13 protein-coding genes are annotated in these 21,128 nt (G+C 45.1%); 4 read left to right on the forward strand and 9 right to left on the reverse strand.

Going from position 1 to position 21,128, the window contains the following annotated elements; translation table 11 throughout:
- Positions 1–63 precede the first annotated feature (63 nt).
- The 8 genes from ACXAFJ_RS01400 to hemL all read right to left on the reverse strand — a co-directional run bounded on the left by ACXAFJ_RS01400 (position 64) and on the right by hemL (position 13,119).
- A complete protein-coding gene (locus ACXAFJ_RS01400; RefSeq protein ID WP_475320907.1) occupies positions 64–1,047 on the reverse strand; it encodes an ABC transporter ATP-binding protein in 984 nt (327 codons plus the stop codon).
- Position 1,048: 1 nt separating this feature from the next.
- Positions 1,049–2,077: an ABC transporter permease gene (locus tag ACXAFJ_RS01405; protein ID WP_475320909.1), complete on the reverse strand. Its 1,029-nt coding sequence runs from the start codon at positions 2,075–2,077 to the stop codon at positions 1,049–1,051.
- Positions 2,078–2,079: 2 nt separating this feature from the next.
- Positions 2,080–3,066 carry an ABC transporter permease gene (locus ACXAFJ_RS01410; protein ID WP_475320911.1) on the reverse strand — a complete coding sequence of 329 codons (987 nt, stop codon included), beginning with the start codon at positions 3,064–3,066 and terminating at the stop codon, positions 2,080–2,082.
- A gap of 165 nt (positions 3,067–3,231) precedes the next feature.
- Positions 3,232–4,905: an ABC transporter substrate-binding protein gene (locus ACXAFJ_RS01415; RefSeq protein ID WP_475320913.1), complete on the reverse strand. Its 1,674-nt coding sequence runs from the start codon at positions 4,903–4,905 to the stop codon at positions 3,232–3,234.
- Positions 4,906–5,832: 927 nt separating this feature from the next.
- On the reverse strand, positions 5,833–9,222 hold the full coding sequence (locus tag ACXAFJ_RS01420) for a response regulator (protein ID WP_475320915.1): 3,390 nt from the start codon (positions 9,220–9,222) through the stop codon (positions 5,833–5,835).
- A gap of 188 nt (positions 9,223–9,410) precedes the next feature.
- The gene (gene rsmC, locus ACXAFJ_RS01425; protein WP_475320917.1) at positions 9,411–10,463 is read right to left on the reverse strand and encodes a 16S rRNA (guanine(1207)-N(2))-methyltransferase RsmC; all 1,053 of its coding nucleotides are present in this window, start codon (positions 10,461–10,463) and stop codon (positions 9,411–9,413) included.
- 93 nt (positions 10,464–10,556) lie between these two features.
- A complete protein-coding gene (locus tag ACXAFJ_RS01430) occupies positions 10,557–11,630 on the reverse strand; it encodes an AI-2E family transporter (protein WP_475320918.1) in 1,074 nt (357 codons plus the stop codon).
- Positions 11,631–11,823: 193 nt separating this feature from the next.
- Complete coding sequence (hemL, locus tag ACXAFJ_RS01435) at positions 11,824–13,119, reverse strand: glutamate-1-semialdehyde 2,1-aminomutase (RefSeq protein WP_475320919.1); 1,296 nt, start codon at positions 13,117–13,119, stop codon at positions 11,824–11,826.
- Between the two features lie 264 nt (positions 13,120–13,383).
- On the opposite strand from hemL, the gene erpA reads away from it, so the two are divergent.
- From erpA to ACXAFJ_RS01450, 3 genes are all read left to right on the forward strand, one after another.
- Positions 13,384–13,725, forward strand: a complete 342-nt coding sequence (gene erpA, locus ACXAFJ_RS01440) for an iron-sulfur cluster insertion protein ErpA (RefSeq protein WP_475320920.1) — start codon at positions 13,384–13,386, stop codon at positions 13,723–13,725.
- Positions 13,726–13,895: 170 nt separating this feature from the next.
- Complete coding sequence (locus ACXAFJ_RS01445) at positions 13,896–14,993, forward strand: efflux RND transporter periplasmic adaptor subunit (protein WP_475320922.1); 1,098 nt, start codon at positions 13,896–13,898, stop codon at positions 14,991–14,993.
- An 8-nt stretch (positions 14,994–15,001) separates the two neighbouring features.
- Complete coding sequence (locus tag ACXAFJ_RS01450; RefSeq protein WP_475320923.1) at positions 15,002–18,154, forward strand: efflux RND transporter permease subunit; 3,153 nt, start codon at positions 15,002–15,004, stop codon at positions 18,152–18,154.
- Positions 18,155–18,492: 338 nt separating this feature from the next.
- Here the strand turns inward: ACXAFJ_RS01450 and ACXAFJ_RS01455 are convergent, their stop codons facing one another.
- Positions 18,493–19,788, reverse strand: a complete 1,296-nt coding sequence (locus ACXAFJ_RS01455; protein ID WP_475324037.1) for a peptidoglycan DD-metalloendopeptidase family protein — start codon at positions 19,786–19,788, stop codon at positions 18,493–18,495.
- A gap of 126 nt (positions 19,789–19,914) precedes the next feature.
- On the opposite strand from ACXAFJ_RS01455, the gene tyrS reads away from it, so the two are divergent.
- Complete coding sequence (gene tyrS / locus ACXAFJ_RS01460; RefSeq protein WP_475320924.1) at positions 19,915–21,102, forward strand: tyrosine--tRNA ligase; 1,188 nt, start codon at positions 19,915–19,917, stop codon at positions 21,100–21,102.
- Positions 21,103–21,128 lie beyond the last annotated feature (26 nt).

The raw sequence follows: 21,128 nt of genomic DNA on the forward strand, positions 1-21,128 counted from the left end.
AAAATCAATGATTAGCTTGTTTTCTTTTTATTTTTTAAGCTCTTATTTATTAAGCTCTTTCTTCTAAGCTTTAGTACGTGCGATTTCATCGCCGTATAAGTGACAGTTGGATAGGCGGCCTGGCTCTATCTCACGCAACTGAGTTGCTACCTGACTACAAGCATCATGTACGCGATCGCATCGCGCTTGGAAACGACAGCCTTGAGGTATATCCAGCAAGTTCAATGGGTTGCCAGGAATACCAGTTAGCTTTGGTTTAGGTCCTGTCAAAGGAGGGAACGAACTGCCCAGACCACGTGTGTACGGGTGGTAAGGGTTAGTTAGAATTTCCTTAGACGGTGCTACTTCAATCAATTCACCTGAGTACATGATGCCGATGCGGTCAGAGAACTCGACCATCAATGACAAGTCGTGGGTGATGAACAAAATAGCAAACCCAAACTCTTCCTTAAGAGCATAGATTTTCTGAAGAATTTCACGTTGAACTACAACATCCAGAGCGGTTGTTGGTTCATCCATGATGATCATTTTTGGGTTTAGTGCCAGAGCAATCGCGATAACTAAACGTTGACGCATACCGCCAGAGAACTGGTGCGGGTAGTCGTGCAAACGGCTAGGGTGGATATCAACGATTTCCAGTAGTCCTGCCGCGCGCTTTACCGCTTGCTCACGAGTCATGTTCGTGTGACGCATAATTACGTCACAGAACTGCTCTTCCATAGTAAGTACAGGGTTGAGCGCGTTCATCGCGCTCTGGAATACCATGGACATTTCACTCCAGCGGAACGCCTGCATGCGATCGTCGCTGTACTTGAGGATATCTTCGCCATTGAAGATAACCTCACCACCTGAGATGTACGCAGGCGGCTTGTGAAGACGCATCAGAGAGAAGGCAACAGTTGATTTGCCACACCCTGACTCACCGGCAAGGCCGAAGACCTCGCCCGGTGCAATATCAAAACTTACGTTGTTACAAGCGCGAACATCGCCTGCATCAGTAATGTAATCTACGCAAAGATTGCGGATCGAAATGAGTGGTTCAGTCATGTTACTTGTCTCCGCTCCAAAGTGCATTCTGAGGCGCCAATTGCTTTTCTTGGCGAGCTTTCTGATCTTGTTTCGCTAGGGCTTTCCAACGTTTCATGCCTTTTGCTGCACGAAGCTGAGGGTTAGCAATTTCATCAACAGCGAAGTTAAGTAGCGCTAGACCAGTAACAAGAAGCGTCAATGCTAAACATGGAGCAATCAGTTCCCACCATGCGCCAACCAGCATTGAAGATGAAGTTTGTACGTTGTACAGCATCACACCCCAACTGATTGTGTTTGAGTCGCCTAGACCCAGGAAGGAGATTACCGATTCCATTGCGATGGCGTACATAACCGAACCGATAAAGCTCGCGCCTACGATTGGAATCAGGTTAGGAAGAATCTCAACAAAGATGATGCGGAATGAAGATTCGCCCAATACTTCTGCAGCTTTAACAAACTCTTTTTCTCTCAGTGCAAGGGTCTGTGAACGGACTACACGCGCACCCCATGCCCAGGACGTGACCCCGATTATGATGGCGATAGTAAGTGGCCCTGCCTCACCGATAAATGCTGCGAGTACGAAGAGGAGAGGGAACTGCGGTATTACCAGCATGATGTTCATCGCTGCTGACAATATGTCATCGACTCGACCACCGAAGTAACCGGCAGATACACCAATTACTGTCGCCAAGAAACACACAGTAACACCAGCACCAAAGCCAACAGCTAGAGAGATTCGTGCACCGTATGCAAGCTGAGACCAAACGTCACGGCCCATGCGAGAAGTACCTAAAACGTGGTTGCCTTCTTTAGACAGGCGCATACGTCTACGGTCATCCGCTAAATTTTCAGCAACCCAACCATCTGGGTTCGCTTGAGCGGTTTTTACAACCCATGAAGGGTATTCATGCGGTTTACCAGTGCGTTTGTCAGGTGCATATTCAGTAAGTAGTGGGGCAAAAATAGCCATGAAAACGAACGTTCCGACAATAATAAGGCCGACACGTGCATACGAGTTGCGAACAATAAGTTTAAGTAAATCTTTCATGATTATTTGCCTCCCTTGCGTAGGCGAGGATCTAGAACTAGGTACAGCATGTCAGCGAGTAAGTTAAATGACAGCATAAATAGCGTCATGATAATTAGCTGACCCTGAAGAACTTGGTAGTCACGAGCATTGATTGCATTTAGTAGTACAGTGCCAAGACCTGGGTAGTTAAAGATGATTTCGATAATCAGCTGACCACCGATTGCCATACCCAAAGACATAGAAAGTGCAGTAACACTTGGAAGAAGTGCGTTACGGGCACCGTAGTTAAAGACTACTCGGTTTTCACTCAGACCCTTACCTTTCGCCATTGTGATGTAGTCTTCTGCTAGCAGGTTGATCATGTTGTTACGCATGTTCACCAAGAAGCCACCAACTTGAACGATTGAGGCACAAAATAGGGGAAGGGCAGCGTGATAAGCGACGTTCTTATAAAACTCCCAACTGGTCCAGTCTGGAGTGACGCCCGGTGTGTAGGCGTAGCCGTTAGGGAACCATTTTAAGCCGATCGCGAAGACAAAAAGTGTCAACATCGCCACCACCATTTGTGGTACCGCTTGAACGATTAGCATGCCCGGGGTGATAAAGGCATCGAATTTGCTGCCGCGTTTCCAAGCTGCAAAAATACCTAACACTGAACCCAAGCTGAAAGAAAGAATTACAGCACTACCTGCTAGGAAAAGTGACCAGCCAAATGCGCGGCCTAGCAAGTCGTTTACAGTTAGTGGATAGAAACCAATTGAAATACCTAGGTCCCAAGATAAAACACTCTTGATATAGACTAGGTATTGTTCCCACAAAGGACCGTCAACGAAGCCAAGAAGTTGTTTCATCGCTTCGATACGCTCTGGTGTTACCTGTGCAGTTGCGTTAGCAAACATCATGGTCACAGGATCGCCAGGCATGGCGCGTGGAATAATAAAATTAAGTGTCGCTGCAACGAGCAACGCAATCATATAGAACGACAAACGTCTTAAAAAGTAACCCATAACTTACACCTTACTCACCCAGTTTTTGCCTGTTTCTGACTCAGGTTGTACCTTAATTCTGGCACGAAAATCCCCCTAACGACGAGCGTCATACATGTGCTTGTAACGTAAGGAGGATTTTAAGGAGCGGCGCTCAGAATAAGCGCCGCAAATATTGAACTTCTATTACTTAACTGGTTCTAGGTCCAGTACGTGTAGTAGACGCTCAGGATAGCCAGCCCAGATTTGAGGACGGCCTTTTGGATTTTCTTCGTTCCACCAGCCAGTAAAGCGCTTGGTGTTGTACTGGTAGAAATCAGAACCAGATACGATTGGCACAGTTACTTGATCCGCAGCGATAATTTCTTGGATGCCGTGTGCAATCTTAACTTGCTCTTCCTTGTCGCCAGTCTTGTAGAAGCTGTCTAGCAATTGGTCTAGCTTAGAGTTGCTGTAGAAGTGCATTGCAAAGCGTGGGTTACCTTCACCAGACTGTAGTGAAGAATGGTAACCGCTGTTCCAGTATACGTGTGGATCAGCACCGTGGAAGTAGTTGGTGTACGCTACGTCGTAGTTCGCTTCTAGCATGCTCTGGTTGTATACAGAGAATTCTGGAGTACGAGCTTTCGCTTTAACGCCAACTTCTTCTAGCTGTTCTACTGCTAGCTGAACAGTGTTGTTGAAGTCAGTCCAACCGTTTGGAGATTGAATCAAGATTTCGAAAGACTTACCAGATGGCGTGTCAACAAAACCGTCGCCATCAACATCTTTGAAGCCAGCGTCAGCTAGAAGCTTCTTAGCTGCATCTGGGTTGTAAGTGTTGAAGCCTTTGTACTTGTCATGAGTATCTTCGTTAGACCAAGCTTTGAACGCGTAACCTAGACCAGAAGCAAAGTCATTTGGAGTCGCAAGACCGTAGTAAGCGATGTCATTGATGGTATCGCGGTCTACAGCCATTGAGAACGCACGACGGAAGTCAACGTTGTTGAACGCTTCTTTCTTAGCTGCATCGCTGTGGTTGAAGTTCATAACGAACGCTGCTGTACCAGCTGGAGTGTACCAGTATTGGTGCGTTGGGCTAGCCGCTGCGTAAGTTGCATCGATATCTGGAATGAACGATGAAGTCCAGTCTAGCTCTGATGCCAAGATTTGGTTAAGAAGTTGGTCGTTACCAGCAATCTGTGGTGCACGTAGACAGTCAACATCTAGGTTGTCGTTGTCCCAGTAGTGAGGGTTACGACACTGAACGTAAAGCTGAGGAGTAAACGTGTCAATCTCAGTGAATGGACCAGTACCTACTGGGTTTTCGTTAGTGAACGATGCTGGATCTTCTACTTTAGACCATACGTGCTCAGGTACGATTGGCACTAGAGAAATTTCGTAAGGTACGTTTGAGCTAGCTTCGCTGAAACGGAAACGAACTTGGTAGTCGTTTAGTTTCTCAACACTAGTTACCCAACGGCTGATACCGCGTTGGTCAAGCTCAGACTTTTCTCTTAGTAGCTTGTAAGAGAAAACGATGTCATCTGCGTTGAACGTTTCGCCATCTGACCACTTAACGCCTTTGCGAAGGTCGAAAGTAGCACTCATTAGGTCGTCAGCTAGACGGAAGTCTTCAGCTAGACGCATAACAGGAGTGTTACCGTGCATTTGGTTGAAGATAACTAGCGGCTCGTAAACGAAGTCTGTCGTTGTACGAAGTGCAGTTTGTAGGTACGGGTTAAAGTTTCTAACCATTGTAGGGTAAAAATCAGGTACCACTGTTAGCTCTACGCGGTCAGCGGCTGTAGCTGTTGCACTTGTTGCTGCTGCTGCGATTACCGCTGCGGCTAGTGCTGTTTTTTTAATATTGGCAAGCATAGCTGTTCCTTACTAGTTTGCTTTCATTTCACAATGTTGGGAATGTCATCAATTGATTAACACTCACTAAGGCCTACCTCATACATCATTCTGGTTGCAGTAACAGAAACTAGAACATTGAGTGGCCTGCAGGCCTTAGGCAGGGTTAGAAAACACCTATCGAGTTAAATAAGCAAACCCACATCCCGTTAAAAACGTTAAAAATGTACCTTGCGACGTTAATTCCGTAAAAAGTCACTAAATCGCCCAATATATGGTCAGTGTTTTTAACGTGATCTATATCAATTTAAGCTTGTTGATAATGGCTTTATGTAAGTGCTTACTATCCGGATTTTCCCTTTTGTATTTGGTTTTATGTGTTGGGATTTATATGTGGAGATCTCGATCACTAAGTGTTGCTCTCGTTAATTTTATGGAAAAAATTATTTCTGCCGTAATGTTGTGATTGGCATCGCAATATCAATCTTTGATAGAAAAATATCGATTCATTTAGCAAGTGAGTGGCAAGAAAAAGACAGTTTTGTATTGAACTAGCACCACCGAAAGCACAGCTGGAAACACTTAATTTACTTCAAAAATTAACGGCGTAAAAACGCACTTATATAGGGAGATTGGTGATGTAACTTCAATCGATTACCGACCCCATTTCTAACTATATATTAATTGAGTAAAGAACACTTAAACCTCCAACTTCAGCTGTGACAAGCCTATTTCTTGAGGCAAGAGTAAAAAGAAAAGACTGTTGAGCTATTTGTTTGATTGACGTCGAAATGATCAGAGTAAGACATCGTTAATAATGACTGTAATTCGACCGTACCAACCTGAGTAAGCTAATTCAATCATGGGCTAGACAACCGATTGAGGGTCCATTGAAGGCACAAAAAAGCCAACCTTGTAGGTTGGCTTTGGTTAACATTTTCTGTCTCGCTATTGGCTTGTCAGCAGTCGCTGTAGCTTATCGCGTAATTCTTCAACGTTGTTGCGTTCCGAGCTTTGATCAATACAGTGTTCGAGTATGTAATCCAAAGAGTTCAACACGGTGCGCCAACGCGGCGTCTTAGGTAAGGTTTCAATTCTTAGGTATTTATCAAGAGTTCGGGTTTGCAGCGTACTGCGGTCCAAGTAAACGCGCCATAAGCCACTTTGTTCTGCAAACTCAAACTTAGTCTTACCAGTAACCCGTTCCCAATAATTGAGCGCCGATGTCATCGCATCAACCAATACTTCGCGCATGATGTCTTGCTTGGATTTACTCTCGCCTGAAACTTTATCAGCCAAACGAGTAAATTCACCACCCATTTCTTTCAATTGCTGTAGTCGCGCTTTATCACCATCAAAAGCGTAACCAGAGAGCACTTCAATCGCGGTCTCAAGGTTGTTGATTCTAGCCGCACTCAGGCTGCCACCAATTGATAGGATATAAATGGATTTGAGTCCGGACTCTTCTGGCAGGCTCAATATATCGGCGGATACACGTTGCCTCATGTCTTCAACAAATACTTCGATATCACCACAGTAATGTTCGTTGCTGACATTTAGGAACTTAGGTGCAATTACTTCGTCGGCCTGAGAACGTTTTAGTTGTTCTTGGGTACGTTTAAAGAAGCGAGCTGCGGCTTCATTGGCAAAACGAATTTTGTGATCTTCACGGATACAAATGATGGCTTCTGGTGCTGATTCCAACTGCTCTAAGAGGCGGCCTTGAGTTTCCAGCAAGCTGGCTTCAACCATCGCTCGTCGTTTCAACTCAGCTTGGAGTTTCTGGTTTTCAAAACGTCTTTTTTCTGCTTGGCTAGCCTGTAAATGTGCCGTGATTCGTGCTGCCAGTTCTTGCTTGTTAAATGGCTTGGTTAAATAATCGTTCGCACCTGCTTCAAAACCTCTGATTCGGTCTTCAGATTGGCTTAAAGCCGTCAACATTATGATAGGCAGTTGTGAATGGTCATAGTCTTTACGCAGTTTCTCACACACTTCGTATCCACTCATACCTGGCATCATGATGTCGAGTAACAAGAGTTCAGGCTTTTCTTTTTCAATCTGACTAATGGCTTCGTGGCCATCTTTCGCCGTTCTGACCCGGTAGCCGGACAATCGTAAAAAGCTATCTAGTATCTTTACATTGACCGGTTCATCGTCAGCAATCAGTAACAATGGAGCATCTGGATTTTCAGGGATTACTGGCTCTTCACTGTTGTCGAGTAACTCAACACTTTCCGAAATTTCAAAGTGTGCAGTTTGTGTTACCTCAACGGACTCTATTTGTTCAGCTGTTGCAATTGGCAAAGTGAAACTAAAGGTAGTGCCGACCATAGGTTGACTGCTGACGTACAAGGAGCCACCCATTAATTCGATAAGCTGGCGACTGATCGAAAGACCAAGTCCAGCCCCTTGGCGGTACTGAGAACCTTCGCGTCCGGCTTGAATAAGTGGTTCAAATATATGCTCTAGTTGGTCAGCCGGTATGCCTTGTCCAGTATCGACAACTTGCACGCGTACATGATCATCAACGACGCCAGCAGAAATAACGATTTTACCTTCGCTAGTGTACTTAATGGCATTGCCAACCAAGTTGTACAGTACCTGTTCCAGTCGTTGTGGATCGGCGATTACCCAAACCGGTTCTTCACTAACTTGGTTGATAATGCGAATCGGTTTGTCACCAAGTAGGTGGTTTGATAGTTCCAAAACAAGCTGGGTTGACGTTGTCATATCAACAGGGCAAGTGTGAATATCCAGCGAGCCGTAGCGCATCTTGTGGTAGTCCAGGAGGTCATCTACTAAGTTAGCTAATCGCTGGCCACTGCTAATGATTATGTCCAACTGGTATTTTTGATGACCACTAATAGGGCCATTGGCGCCCGAAATCAATGCTTCAGCAATTCCGACCATACCATGGAGTGGCGTGCGCAGTTCGTGAGAAGTGGTGGCGAGGAACTCATCTTTCAGTTTGTTGGCCAGCTGCAATTCATCATTTTGCTTCTGAATCGTTAACAAGCTTTCTTCAAGCTCACGGTTTTGTTCCTTGATGAGTTCAATTTTATCTCTAATAGAACGTTGCATTCGTTCAAAGCTAACGGCGAGGCGACCAATTTCATCACGCCTTTCCGTATTATTGATGGTCGCATCAAGATCGCCGGCTGACACTTTTTCTGCCGCCCACGTCAGTTTCAAGAGCGGCGAAGTAATGAAGTTGGACAGATAATGTGAAGACACCACGACAACTACGATGGCACAGAGCATCGCGAAGACAAATACGGTTTGTAGCTGAATCACACTGGCAAAGGCCACTGCTTCAGGCATTTCTACCACCAAGCCCCATTTGAAATACTTAAACTCAATAGGCGTGTACGCGGCGATCATTTTTTCGCCTTTGCTATTGGTGTAGTTACCAAAATCAGTAGAACCCGACAACGCTTTCTGAACCACTTGGCTACTCTGGTTTATGTCGTCTTGGCTGTGGGCTAATGTTCTCGCGGTGTTGTCTTCACCCACCACTAGCAATTTCATGTTTTCAGTACGATTTTCTGCCAACAACTTGGTCAAACCATTAATTGGCAGCCTAAACATGGCATAGCTGTGCAGATAACCTTGTTCGATAATGGGTGCGCCGTACCAAGCGTAAGATTGGCCGTCATAGTCGGAAAAATCCGACAACAAAATTGGCGTGTAATCTGGATTATTTTCTCTTCCTGTCGAGACATCATTCTTCAGGGACACAAAGGTCTGACCCAGATTGTTATCCTTAAAAGGGCCTTCTAATAAATTGGTACCAAAATACTCATATTTGAACGCCGAATAGGTGACGTTACCATCAATGTCGATCAATAATATATCGTCAAAATCGGAGAGTTTGAGCAGTTCCATGTAGCCGCGGTGATATCGTTTGTGCAATAGACGATAGCGTTCGGTTCCATTGAACAAAGGAGAGTCTGGCATCACACTTGTTTTAACTTGGTCGCCACTGCCCTGAATATATCGAGTTTGATAGTAACGACGACTTTCTTCTATTGGGATACCCATCGTTGAGAACGCGTTGACCAAGCCATACCATCGGCCACCACTGGCTAAAGCGAGTTCAGAGCGAACAAATCCCAGTACTTCGGTCTCTTTTGAGGCCATATAGTCTGCAGCTTGCTGCTGTTTGTTGTCTCTGACTGAAATAAGGTGCGAAGTACTCTGATTTTGTAGATCTTGGCTGTGGGATTTTAAGAAAAACAGCGCGATGATCGTCAGCGGAGTAATACTGAGAACTAAAAATGCCGCCATCAACGTATGTTGCAGGCGTTTGAATCTTTGCTTACTGGATAGACCTAACATGATGTCTTCTTTGTTGTCGTGCCTTGTGGCTCAGAGCTTGAAGATGAACGAATCAAGCTATCACGTTAATCAGATTTTTCTCGAAGACAAGAATCTTGTCCACAAAGCGTGGATAAACGCGCAGTTTTGAACTAGGTCACTGATTTATTCCCGTTTCAGCATAACTAAATCTCGCAATAGCTATCTTGCTAAGCTGAATTTTTACACGCGGAATAAACGGCAAACTTATTCGTTTTTGCTGCTACCTTGCAGTGTCCATAGGCTTTTTCAATGATGGGAGGGTATTTTAAAAAACTATTGGCGACGATATGCAATGTACCAGAACGTTCGAGTCGATCTTTGGAGTCGATCAGTAAGGTTTCAGCAGCTTGATAAAAGGTGTCTAAGCCTGAGTGGAAAGGTGGGTTTGAGACAATATGGTCAAAGGTTTCAGATACCTCTGAATACACATCGGATGCAAAAACCTCGGCGTTAAGGTTGTTAGCCTTTAACGTCTCTTTGCTAGAGTAGACCGCTAAGGCACTAACGTCGCACATTGATAAGTTTGCTGAAGAATCGAGCTTAGCGAGATAGGCGCCTATAATGCCTGCGCCGCAGCCTACGTCGAGCACTTTACCTTGCAAAACTGGCAAGTTATCGAGTAACAGCTTAGTTCCGTCATCCAGTTTTCCTTGGCTAAACACACCAGGAAGGCTTTTAACAGTGAGTGTGTGCTCACATATTTGGATCTCTCTGGAAGTTACCCATTGCTGTAAATCAAAAGGTTTCGGAGTGGTTTCACACTGTCCCCAGTAAAATGAACAGCGTCGAGCAGAGTCGTATTTTGTGACTCGTCCATATGGCTGAAACATCCTCTCAATGCTTTTTACACCTGAACGATTTTCTCCGACAACAACGATCTCACACCCTTCTCCTAACTTGGCCATCAACATGGCGAGTAGATACTCAGCCTCAGCTTTTGCTTTGGGCCAATAAAGCAGGAGCAGACTGACATCGACCTCTGCGTTTAACTCCGCTCCGAAATACACCTCGATTTTGTCGCTCTTTTTTAGCGATTGGGCATAGCCAAAGTGGGTGGTAAATACAGACACAGATTTACAATGTTGAGTGAGTTCGATTGGCAAGTTGTCTTCGATTTCACCCGCGACCAGCACGTTATGATTTGCAAAATATTCGGTTTGACGAAGTGCGATTTGGCTTGGTGCGGTCAGCATGGTGTGATGTGTCTCTTGATCAGTCATAGTGCCGCGCGATTGTCTCATAGCCAGATGGATTGGGACAAGCCAAGAAACAGTTGCTCGGCACTTGATGTTTGTCTCGTGGGTTCCTTAATCTTAACTGTTATCTTGTTTTTCCAAGAAGTGTTTAAACTCTTCTTCATACATGTTGAACAGCACCATGGTAATGGCAAAGATTAGTGGACCATAAATCAGTCCCATCAACCCAAATAGATGTAAGCCACCCAAAAGTGAGAAGAAGATCATCAGGGTGTTCATTCCCGCACTGCCTTGCATTAAAAATGGTCTCAGCAAATTATCAATAGAACCGACAACAACGACACTCCATATCGCCAGTGCTACTGCCCACATCACATCTCCGACCACTAACAAGTACAAGGTGGCAGGAATCCAAATTAATGCGGTACCAACGACAGGGATAAATGAGGCAAAACCCATCATAGTGCCCCAAAATAAACCTGAAAAGCCGGCCACAGCCATCCCGACACCGCCCGCGACACCTTGCGCTAACGCGGTTAAAAACGATCCCATCACAGCAGACTTAGAAACCGCCTCGATTTCGTCGAGCAGTCGGTCTTCTTGTGTTCTGGACAACGGGACTATGTGTCGAATCGCAGCAATGATTTTGTCGTGATCCCTCAATAAGAAAAACAACACAAACAGCATTAAGAAAAAGTCTAAAACGATGTTTGTAGCGTCACCCAGTACTTTGGTACTCACGCCAACCAAGTTAGAACCATAGCTGGTGACCAATTTCGCTAGGCTCTGTGCAATGCTTTCTGGATTAAGGTCTTCGATAGGCAACAAGTCGTTTGCTAAGCCAATGGCTGATACCACAAGGGGCAACTCAAACAGTTCTTGTACACCACCAGAGCTTACCCACTGATAAAAGTTCTGTGAGAAAGTCACGCCTTGCTGCGCAATTGCCGACAGTACTAGTGTGATCGGCAAGATAATAATAAAGGTTAAGATCAGACAGGATAAAAACGCGACCAGATTTGGAGTTTTGGGCAGCCGCTTTTCAATGGCCTCGTGTATTGGGAACATCAACAGAGACAAGATAAACGCCAATACAATGGAGTTGATATAGGGTTCGACTAACAAGTAGCAAGCAAACGCCGCGATGATTAAAGCGCCAAATAGCACCCAGTGACTTGATGTTAGCTTCATTGTTGTTGGTTACCTAATCCGTTTTGTCGTCGTTTAGCTTTCCATCTTGTCGTGAATATTGTCGATAATCAACGAGTTTGATTGATAGCCACTATTTGGTCGCAAAAAAATCGTCGCAAAAAAGAAAGGACGCCGAAGCGTCCCTTTGAGTTCAATTGGCAATTGCTATTAACTGGCAAAAGGCCTAAGTCAGTTAAGCTGATTCTTGCGCAAGAATAGCAAAACAGCGATCGGCGGCTTCTAGTGTTGCTTCGATTTCTTTGCTGCTATGAGCCAGAGAGGTAAAGCTGGCTTCAAAGGCTGACGGCGCTAGGTAGACACCATGTTCTAGCATTAAGTGGAAGAATCGTTTGAACCTTTCGATGTCGCACTTAGCGACGTCTTCGTAACAACGTACTTGCTGTTGTTCGGTGAAGAAGAAACCGAACATGCCACCTACTTGATGAACCAGTAGTGGAATCCCGTGTTGTTTAGCGAGTTCGCTAAAGCCATCGGCAATTTGTTTGGTTGTCGCATTGAGTTGCGCTTCATTTCCAGCCTCTCGAAGTGTATTCAAGCAAGCTAGGCCAGCTGCCATTGCCACAGGGTTACCGGATAGAGTACCCGCCTGATAAACAGGACCTGTTGGGGCGATGTATTGCATGATTTCTTTCTTACCACCAAATGCGCCCACTGGCATACCGCCACCAATAACTTTACCAAGGGTAGTCAGGTCAGGTTGGACTTGGTAGTAACCCTGAGCGCAGCCTAGTGCGACGCGAAAACCCGTCATCACCTCATCAAAGATAAGTACAGATTTGAACTCGTCACAGATGTCGCGCAGACCTTGTAAAAAACCATCGACTGGAGGAATACAGTTCATATTGCCAGCTACTGGTTCGACAATGATACAAGCGATGTTGCCCTGATGTTCTTCAAACAATTGGCGAACAGAATCTAAATCATTGAAACGCGCGGTGAGCGTGTGTTTGGCAAAATCGGCTGGAACACCTGGAGAACTTGGTTGACCTAGCGTCAGTGCACCTGAGCCTGCTTTGACTAAAAGGCTGTCCGCGTGGCCGTGATAACAACCTTCGAATTTGATGATCTTGTCGTGACCGGTATAACCACGAGCAAGGCGAATCGCACTCATTGTTGCTTCAGTACCAGAGCTGACCATGCGAACTTGTTCCATTGATGGAACCAATTCACTCACTAACTCGGCCATGTTGATTTCAGTTTCAGTTGGCGCGCCAAAGCTTAGTCCACGCTGAGCCGCGCTAATTACAGCATCTCTAACTACTGAGTGATTGTGTCCCAGAATCATAGGCCCCCAAGAGCCTACGTAATCAATATAAGCTTTACCATCCGCGTCAAAGATAAGTGGTCCATCAGCTCGTTCAATAAATAGTGGAGAGCCACCTACACCATTAAAGGCTCGCACGGGAGAGTTCACTCCACCGGGAATTGTATTTTGAGCTTTTTGGTACAGTTCTGATGACTTAGTCATGATGTATGTCCTCTGTGACACATTTTACTTAAGCAATTGGGGCGCATTGTACCCACTCACTTCGTGGATAAAAATGCTTTATTGCTCAGCAGTTGATGATTGTCGAAGTTTGTCTAATGTCGGTGAATACTTGAACGTTTTGGTAGGGTATTACATAATCCTCAACAGATTGGTGCGGTTTGATCGAATGAAGAGTTATCCAAGTACTGTATTTCATGGATATACTGCTGACGAGCCGTTCCCCGAATAATAAGAGAGGTTGTTGTGAGCGAAGTAGCTATTCCCTTAACGTTTTCCGATGCGGCGGCAAGCCGAGTGCAAACGCTAATTGCCGAAGAGGAGAATCCTGAGCTGAAATTGCGTGTCTACATCACGGGAGGTGGATGCAGCGGTTTCCAATACGGCTTCACCTTTGATGAAAGTGTTAATGAGGGTGACACTACGATAGAAAATAGTGGCGTTACGTTGGTTGTTGACCCAATGAGCCTGCAATATCTAATTGGTGGTGTTGTTGACTATACCGAAGGGTTAGAAGGTGCGAGATTCTTTATCAATAACCCCAACGCAACAACGACTTGTGGTTGCGGTGCTTCGTTTAGTGTTTAGAACCAAAAAATAGGACGTTTGTCCAAAACTGTCACAAACTATTTGCGTGATCCAGCGCATACTGGTGTTCCTTTTGTGAGCAAAAACTCTATAATTTGCTTTGCTCACAACCTAAATCGGATTTACACCGTATATAGCAACGTCAAAATTACTGCTAGCGAAGGATCACCATGTCAAAATCTTCCATTTCTGGGTTTTTTGCCCAACGGCCCTACATAGTCTCCATTGTCTTGGCTGGCGCACTTGCGTCTTGGTTGGGAATGGGCTCACCTAACGCGCAAGAAGCTCCTGACAATAAAGTCCAACAAGAAATACCTTTGGCTAAGGTTGTCTTTAAAAACTTCCAAGCGATTGAAACGCACAAAACGGTAGATTTGTACGGACGGACCGCGCCGAATAAAGAAGCGCGTGTTGGCGCTGAGCGCCCGGGACGAATCATCAAGTTGGCAGTAGATAAGGGTGACCGTGTCAAAGCGGGACAATTGATTGCCTCGATTGACCAAGGCGACCTGGCTATGCAGCTAGAGCGCGCGGAAGCAAATCTACGCGTGCGTGAGAAAGAATTCAAAGCAGCAAAATCATTAAAAAACCGCGGTCTGCAAGGCGAAGTGGCATACTCCAGTGCAGAAGCTTCATTGATTGATGCTAAAGCACAAGTCTCCAACGCAAAGCTAGCTATTAAAAATTCATCCGTAGTCGCGCCTTTCTCTGGAATTATCCAAAATCTACACATAGAAAAAGGTGATTACGTTGGTATCGGTGACCCAGTTGCTCAACTAATTGACCTTAGCAAAATTGTGGTGGAAGCCGACGTCAGTGAACGACATATTGGTGATGTGGCTCAAGATCAAATCGCTCACGTACGTCTGTTGTCAGGTGAAGAGCTTCAAGGGCGAGTTCGCTTTATCTCTAGTATTTCTTCAACGACGACCAATACATTTCCAATTGAAGTGGAGCTCACAAACCCGGAGCAACGAATTCCAGCTGGTGTTAGTGCGGAAGTAAAATTGGACCTAAAAGACAAATTGGCGATCAAAGTGACGCCAGCGATGTTGGCGCTAGATGAGAGCGGCAATATGGGTGTGAAAACTCTGGAAGGCGATATGGTTAAGTTTATCCCGATTCAGTTAGTGAAAGCTGAACAAGATGGTGTGTGGTTGTCTGGTCTGGGTCGTTCCGTAGATATCATCACTGTTGGACAGGGTTTTGTTCGTGATGGTGACAAGGTCATCGCAACGGAACAATCGCAAGATTCAATTCTTAACTAGGAGCTGTCATGTACGCACTTATCGAAGCAGCGATGTCTCGTACTCGTACGATGATGACGTTGCTAATCTTGATTCTGATTGCGGGTATGGGAACGTATTTAACGATTCCTAAGGAAGCAAGCCCAGATATCACCATCCCAATTATGTATGTCTCAGTTGGACACCAAGGTATATCTCCAGACGACGCGGAGCGCTTGTTAGTTCGACCAATTGAACAAGAACTTCAGTCTATTGAAGGCGTGAAAGAAATGACTTCAGTAGCGTCTGAAGGCCATGGTTCTGTGACATTGGAATTTACAGTTGGTGTCGACCTTGATGCCGCTATGGCAGATGTTCGAGCGGCGGTTGATCAGGCGGCACCAAAACTGCCAGCTGGAAGCGATGAACCCGTGGTGCACGAGATTACCTTGGCATCTGAAGAGTCTGCCCTTTCTATGGTTCTGTACGGAACGGTTCCTGAAAGAACGGCTATTCAGATTGCACGCAAACTGCAAGATAAGCTGGAGTCGTTTAAACAGGTTCTTGAAGTAGAAATCGCAGGTGATCGAGACGATATCGTTGAAATCATCGTCGATCCACTGTTGATGGAAAGCTACAACCTAGACCAAGCAGATATCTACAACCTGATTGCTCAAAATAACAAGGTTGTCGCGGCGGGTTTCTTGGATACTGGTCACGGACGATTTTCAGTTAAAGTTCCTTCAGTTTTTGACTCTTTAAAGGATCTATTAGAGCTACCCGTTAAAGTCGACGGCAAGCAAGTGATCACATTTGGTGATATTGCGACTGTTCGACGTGCTTTCCGAGATCCAGAATCGTTTGCTCGCCTAGATGGCCGATCGGCAATAGTACTTGATGTTAAAAAGCGTGCCGGTGAAAACATCATTGAAACCGTTGAAATTGTTAAAGCCGTACTTGCCGAAGCTCAAGCGCAGGATGAATGGCCGAACAATTTACTGGTCAAATATACCTGGGATCAGTCTAAAGACGTGAAGATCATGCTTAACGATCTTCAGAACAATATCTTGTCTGCCATTATCCTCGTGGTCATTGTCATAATCGCGATCCTTGGCGTTCGTACCGCGTTGATGGTGGGAATCTCAATTCCGGGCTCATTCCTGACTGGTTTGTTGGTTCTTTCAGTGTTTGGCTTGACCATAAACATCGTTGTCTTGTTTGCACTCATTATGGCCGTTGGCATGCTGGTGGATGGTGCCATTGTTGTCACAGAGTTTGCAGATCGACGTATGCAAGAGGGCATGCATCGTAAACAAGCTTATCTGGATGCGGCAAAACGCATGGCATGGCCGATTACCGCATCTACGGCAACAACGTTGGCGGCGTTTGCACCTCTATTATTTTGGCCTGATATCACTGGCGAGTTCATGAAATACCTGCCATTAACCTTGATTGCAACCTTAACGGCATCTTTGGTTATGGCATTACTGTTTGTACCTGTTCTAGGTGGTATTTTTGGTCGACCTCAGAATGTCTCTCCGCAAAATCGCGCCAAAATGGTTGCGCTGCACGAAGGTGATTTCAGTAAGTCAACCGGGATAACCAAGGTCTACTACCACACCTTAGCCTTGGCCATTAAACGACCGCTAGTCGTGTTACTACTTTCTATCGCGACTGCTTTCGGTGTGGTTTACAGCTATGGTAAAGCTGGGTTGGGCGCTGAGTTTTTCCCTGAAGTTGACCCAGCTATGTTCAATGTAAAAGTTCGTTCTCACGGTGATCTGTCTATCTACGAGAAAGATGAGATCATGAAAGAAATCGAGCAAGTCATGGTTGGACACCCTGAATTAGACAGTGTGTACACCAAGACAGGCGGAAAAGACGAAATCGGTGTTATTCAGATCACTCCGGTAGATTGGCAGTACCGTCGCAAAGTTAAAGAAATTATCGAGGAGCTAAAGCTCTCGACGGATAAATTTTCTGGTGTCGAAATTGAGTACAAATTCCCTGATGCAGGGCCACCAGTTGAAAATGACCTTGTTATCGAGATTTCTTCAAGAATTCCTGAAAACCTAGATCAAGCATCACTCATTATCCGTAAGTGGGCTGATAGCCAAGAAACATTGATGAATGTTAACGATACCTCGAGCAAAGATGGTATTGATTGGCAAATTGATATTCGTCGTGATGATGCATCTCGATTTGGTGCCGACGCAACGACGGTAGGTAATACGGTTCAATTTGTAACTAACGGATTGAAGATTGGTGACTACTTACCTGATGATGCTGACGAAGAAGTTGACATCTTGGTTCGCTATCCTGAATCACATCGCGATATTGGTCGCTTTGACGAGCTAAAAGTCAAAACGCCAGCAGGACAAGTACCTCTTACAAACTTTGCCGAAATTGTCCCTGAGCACAAACAAGACACCATTAACCGCCTTGATGGTCATCGTATCATTAACGTTAAAGCGGATATGGTAGACGGTTACAACTTAGCCGTTGAGTTACCTCGTTTCCAAGCAGAGTTAGCGGATCTTCAATTGCCTAGTGGTGTTGAGTTCATCATCAAGGGTCAAAACGAAGAACAAGCAAACTCGATGGCCTTCTTGATGAATGCCTTCATTATTGCCTTGGCAGTGATGGCGCTGATCTTGATTACTCAGTTCAATAGCTTCTACCAAGCTTTCTTGATTCTGAGTGCGGTATTGTTCTCTACCGTGGGTGTATTCGGTGGCTTGTTGATTGCTCAGAAGCCATTTGGCATCGTCATGTCAGGTATCGGGGTAATTTCGCTTGCAGGTATCGTGGTTAACAACAATATCGTATTGATCGATACGTATAACCAGCTGTTGCGTCGTGGTCTGGATAAGCGAGAAGCTGTTCTAAGAACCGGTGTACAGCGTTTGCGACCTGTCTTGTTGACCACGGTAACAACAATCCTCGGTTTGATGCCAATGGTACTTGAGATGAATATCGACCTTATCAACCAGAAGATTGAATTTGGTGCACCGAGTACTCAGTGGTGGTCTCAATTAGCAACAGCGGTATCTGGTGGTTTGGCATTTGCTACAATTCTTACCTTGGTTCTAACGCCTTGTTTATTGATGATGGGACGCAACCCGTATAAGAAACAAGCCGAAAAATTTGAACAAAAGGCCAAAGCTGAGCAAAGTGAAGAGTTAGTCGAAGAAACCGTATAACTCTGTGCTCAGCTTAAAAAAACAAGCGCCCATAGTTTTATGGGCGCTTTTTCGTTTAGCTGGAAAGAAAACTACCACGAAAGCTTTAAATACAATTATCTCCAGGACAGTTGGTTAGCTTCCAGGTTGTCTGCCCCCAAATCCGATCGCGCTTGCTTGAATACACTTCCTGCCAAGTACTTGGGGATGATTACTTGCTAGATAGTCGCACCTAACAGGGAGTACCTAAAAGAGAGTACCTAAAAGAGAGGCGCTGAAGGATTTTTCTGATTGAATGGGTAAAAAGCGACGAGACAAACGGTGTTGTCTAGTCGCTTTTCCACTTAAGAACAATGACTTTATGACTCATTACTCGCGAAAAGCAGCTTACTATATCTTTCCAGCTGTTTGAGTTGCTTATCAGCGTGAGCAACAAATTTGGTCTTCGCGCTTCCCTGTAATGACTTTGATTGAGGCAATGAAACCGTTCTTGGGTTTTTGTGTACGCCATTCACCAAAAATTCATAGTGCAGATGAGGCCCAGTAACTCGTCCGGTACCGCCCAAAGTACCGACTGTTTGCCCCTGTTTAACTCGTTGCCCTGTTTTCACTTTACGACGCTGCAAATGCAAATACTTAGTGATGTATTTACTACTATGTCTGATGAAAACATAGTGACCATTGAATTGATTGTATGCAGATTTCATGACCACGCCGTCACCAGCAGCCCAGATTGGCGTACCGACCGGCGCAACGTAATCGGTACCTCGGTGCGGTCGAACCCGTCCGGTGACGGGGTGCAAGCGACGCGGATTGAAGTTAGAGCTTACGCGACGGAAATCAAGCGGTGCACGTAAGAATGCCTTCTTCATAGCTCGCCCTGTTTCGTCGTAATAATCACCAGTGACAGGATCTAGAACGGCTGTAAACGTATCCCCTTGGTTTTGGAATATGGCAGCAACAATTTTGCCACGACCGATAATTTCGCCTTCGACAATTTGTTCTTGATAGAGAACTCGAAAGTTATCGCCTTTGCGTATATCTAAAGCAAAGTCGATATCCCAACCAAACATATGAGCGACTTCCATAATCTGGTTGGCGGTGAGTCCTGCAGAAACTGCAGCATTCCAAAAATTCGATTCAATCTGCGCTTCTGCGTAGTTAAACTGGTGATAGACCTCTTTTTTGTCGATGTGAGACAAAAAGCCTTTATCGCTTCGAGATATTACAAAAGTTTCGTAAGCATTGAGTGGTCGGCGAATTTGCAACAACTCGCGCTTTTCATCAAAACCAAATTCAAGTACATCTCCTGGTCTTAAGCGGGTTAATTGCCTCTCAATGTCTTTACTGGTGGTGGTTAGGTTATAGAGAAGACGAGAAGACAAACCTAAACGCTTAAATAGTAATGCTGCACTTTCTCCGGAACCAATAGTGTGCTTTTCCCATTTCATCACTACTTGCGGTTTTTCTAAAACTGGGCTTAACGAATTTTCTAGGTTGAGAGGTAGAGGGTAGCTTTTGCCCACTTCATACAAAGGCTTTTCCGGACGCAATGACTGAGGGTCGGGCAGGAGGAATGCGCCAAAAATTAGCACGCTACTTAACGCGATGAGTGATTTATGTAAAAAGGGTAGGTGAGATAATCTCGACAACATGAACCCAGCACTCTCTTTCTTCAATATTTTCACCAACCAAAGAGTCTAACTGGTTTCAAAATGCATCGCTATTCAAGTAATATGTCGATTCGTTAAATTTTGCCAAAACTGCGGGAGTAAACAAGAATGGCGACAATTGAAGCAGCGTTAGCCGAAATAAAACGCGGTGTTGAAGAACTTATCCCTGAAGACGAGCTGATTGCCAAGTTAAAAGAAGGGCGTCCACTGCGTATCAAGCTAGGTGCTGATCCAACGGCCCCTGATATTCATTTAGGCCACACCGTCATTCTGAACAAGCTTCGCGCATTTCAAGAACTAGGTCATGATGTGACGTTTTTGATTGGTGATTTTACCGGCATGGTTGGTGATCCGACGGGCAAAAACAATACTCGCCCACCACTAACGCGTGATGATGTATTGCGAAATGCTGAAACATACAAAGAGCAAGTATTTAAGATTCTTGATCCAGCGAAAACCAAAATTCAGTTTAACTCTGAATGGTTAGAAGAGTTGGGCGCAGCTGGCGTGATTCGTTTGGCTGCTAATCAAACCGTTGCTCGTATGCTAGAACGTGATGATTTTAAAAAGCGTTACGCGGGTGGTCAGCCAATTGCCATTCACGAGTTCATGTACCCGCTTCTACAAGGTTACGATTCTGTAGCAATGGAAACCGATGTAGAGCTTGGTGGTACCGATCAAAAGTTCAACTTGCTAATGGGACGTGAGCTGCAAAAGGCAAACGGTCAAAAACCGCAAGTAGTACTTATGATGCCATTGTTAGTTGGTTTGGACGGCGAGAAGAAAATGTCTAAATCTGCTAATAACTACATCGGTGTGAGTGAAGCACCAAGTGAGATGTTTGGCAAAATCATGTCTATTTCAGATAACTTGATGTGGGACTACTACAATCTTCTGTCATTCCGCCCTCTAGAAGAAGTTGAAGGCTTTAAAGCTGCGGTAGCCGATGGTAAAAACCCTCGTGACGTTAAGATTCTGCTAGCGAAAGAAATTATTGCCCGTTTCCACACCGAAGCAGATGCTGATGCAGCAGAGCAAGAATTCATCAATCGTTTCCAAAAAGGCGCCATCCCAGATGAGATGCCGGAATTTACGCTGTCAGCTGACTTACCGCTAAGCAATATTCTGAAAGAAGCCGGCTTGTGCTCGTCAACTTCAGATGCTATGCGCATGGTTAAACAAGGCGCGGCGAAAATTGACGGTGAAAAAGCCGCAGATGCACGTGCTAATTTAGATGCTGGAATGTATGTTCTTCAGGTCGGTAAACGCAAGTTTGCTCGAGTAACTATCGCGTAACGTAACTGTCGCGTAATTAGCTCTAT

The sequence above is a fragment of the Vibrio sp. ABH4_348 genome, assembly GCF_056159765.1.

Excerpts from the sequence above, each read along its gene's own strand:
- ACXAFJ_RS01420 (WP_475320915.1), bottom strand. The coding sequence starts at position 9,222 with ATGTTAGGTCTATCCAGTAAGCAAAGATTCAAACGCCTGCAACATACG.
- hemL (WP_475320919.1), bottom strand. The coding sequence starts at position 13,119 with ATGACTAAGTCATCAGAACTGTACCAAAAAGCTCAAAATACAATTCCC.
- ACXAFJ_RS01410 (WP_475320911.1), bottom strand. The coding sequence starts at position 3,066 with ATGGGTTACTTTTTAAGACGTTTGTCGTTCTATATGATTGCGTTGCTC.
- ACXAFJ_RS01455 (WP_475324037.1), bottom strand. The coding sequence starts at position 19,788 with ATGTTGTCGAGATTATCTCACCTACCCTTTTTACATAAATCACTCATC.
- ACXAFJ_RS01415 (WP_475320913.1), bottom strand. The coding sequence starts at position 4,905 with ATGCTTGCCAATATTAAAAAAACAGCACTAGCCGCAGCGGTAATCGCA.
- ACXAFJ_RS01450 (WP_475320923.1), top strand. The coding sequence starts at position 15,002 with ATGTACGCACTTATCGAAGCAGCGATGTCTCGTACTCGTACGATGATG.
- ACXAFJ_RS01445 (WP_475320922.1), top strand. The coding sequence starts at position 13,896 with ATGTCAAAATCTTCCATTTCTGGGTTTTTTGCCCAACGGCCCTACATA.
- ACXAFJ_RS01405 (WP_475320909.1), bottom strand. The coding sequence starts at position 2,077 with ATGAAAGATTTACTTAAACTTATTGTTCGCAACTCGTATGCACGTGTC.
- tyrS (WP_475320924.1), top strand. The coding sequence starts at position 19,915 with ATGGCGACAATTGAAGCAGCGTTAGCCGAAATAAAACGCGGTGTTGAA.
- ACXAFJ_RS01400 (WP_475320907.1), bottom strand. The coding sequence starts at position 1,047 with ATGACTGAACCACTCATTTCGATCCGCAATCTTTGCGTAGATTACATT.
- ACXAFJ_RS01430 (WP_475320918.1), bottom strand. The coding sequence starts at position 11,630 with ATGAAGCTAACATCAAGTCACTGGGTGCTATTTGGCGCTTTAATCATC.
- rsmC (WP_475320917.1), bottom strand. The coding sequence starts at position 10,463 with ATGACTGATCAAGAGACACATCACACCATGCTGACCGCACCAAGCCAA.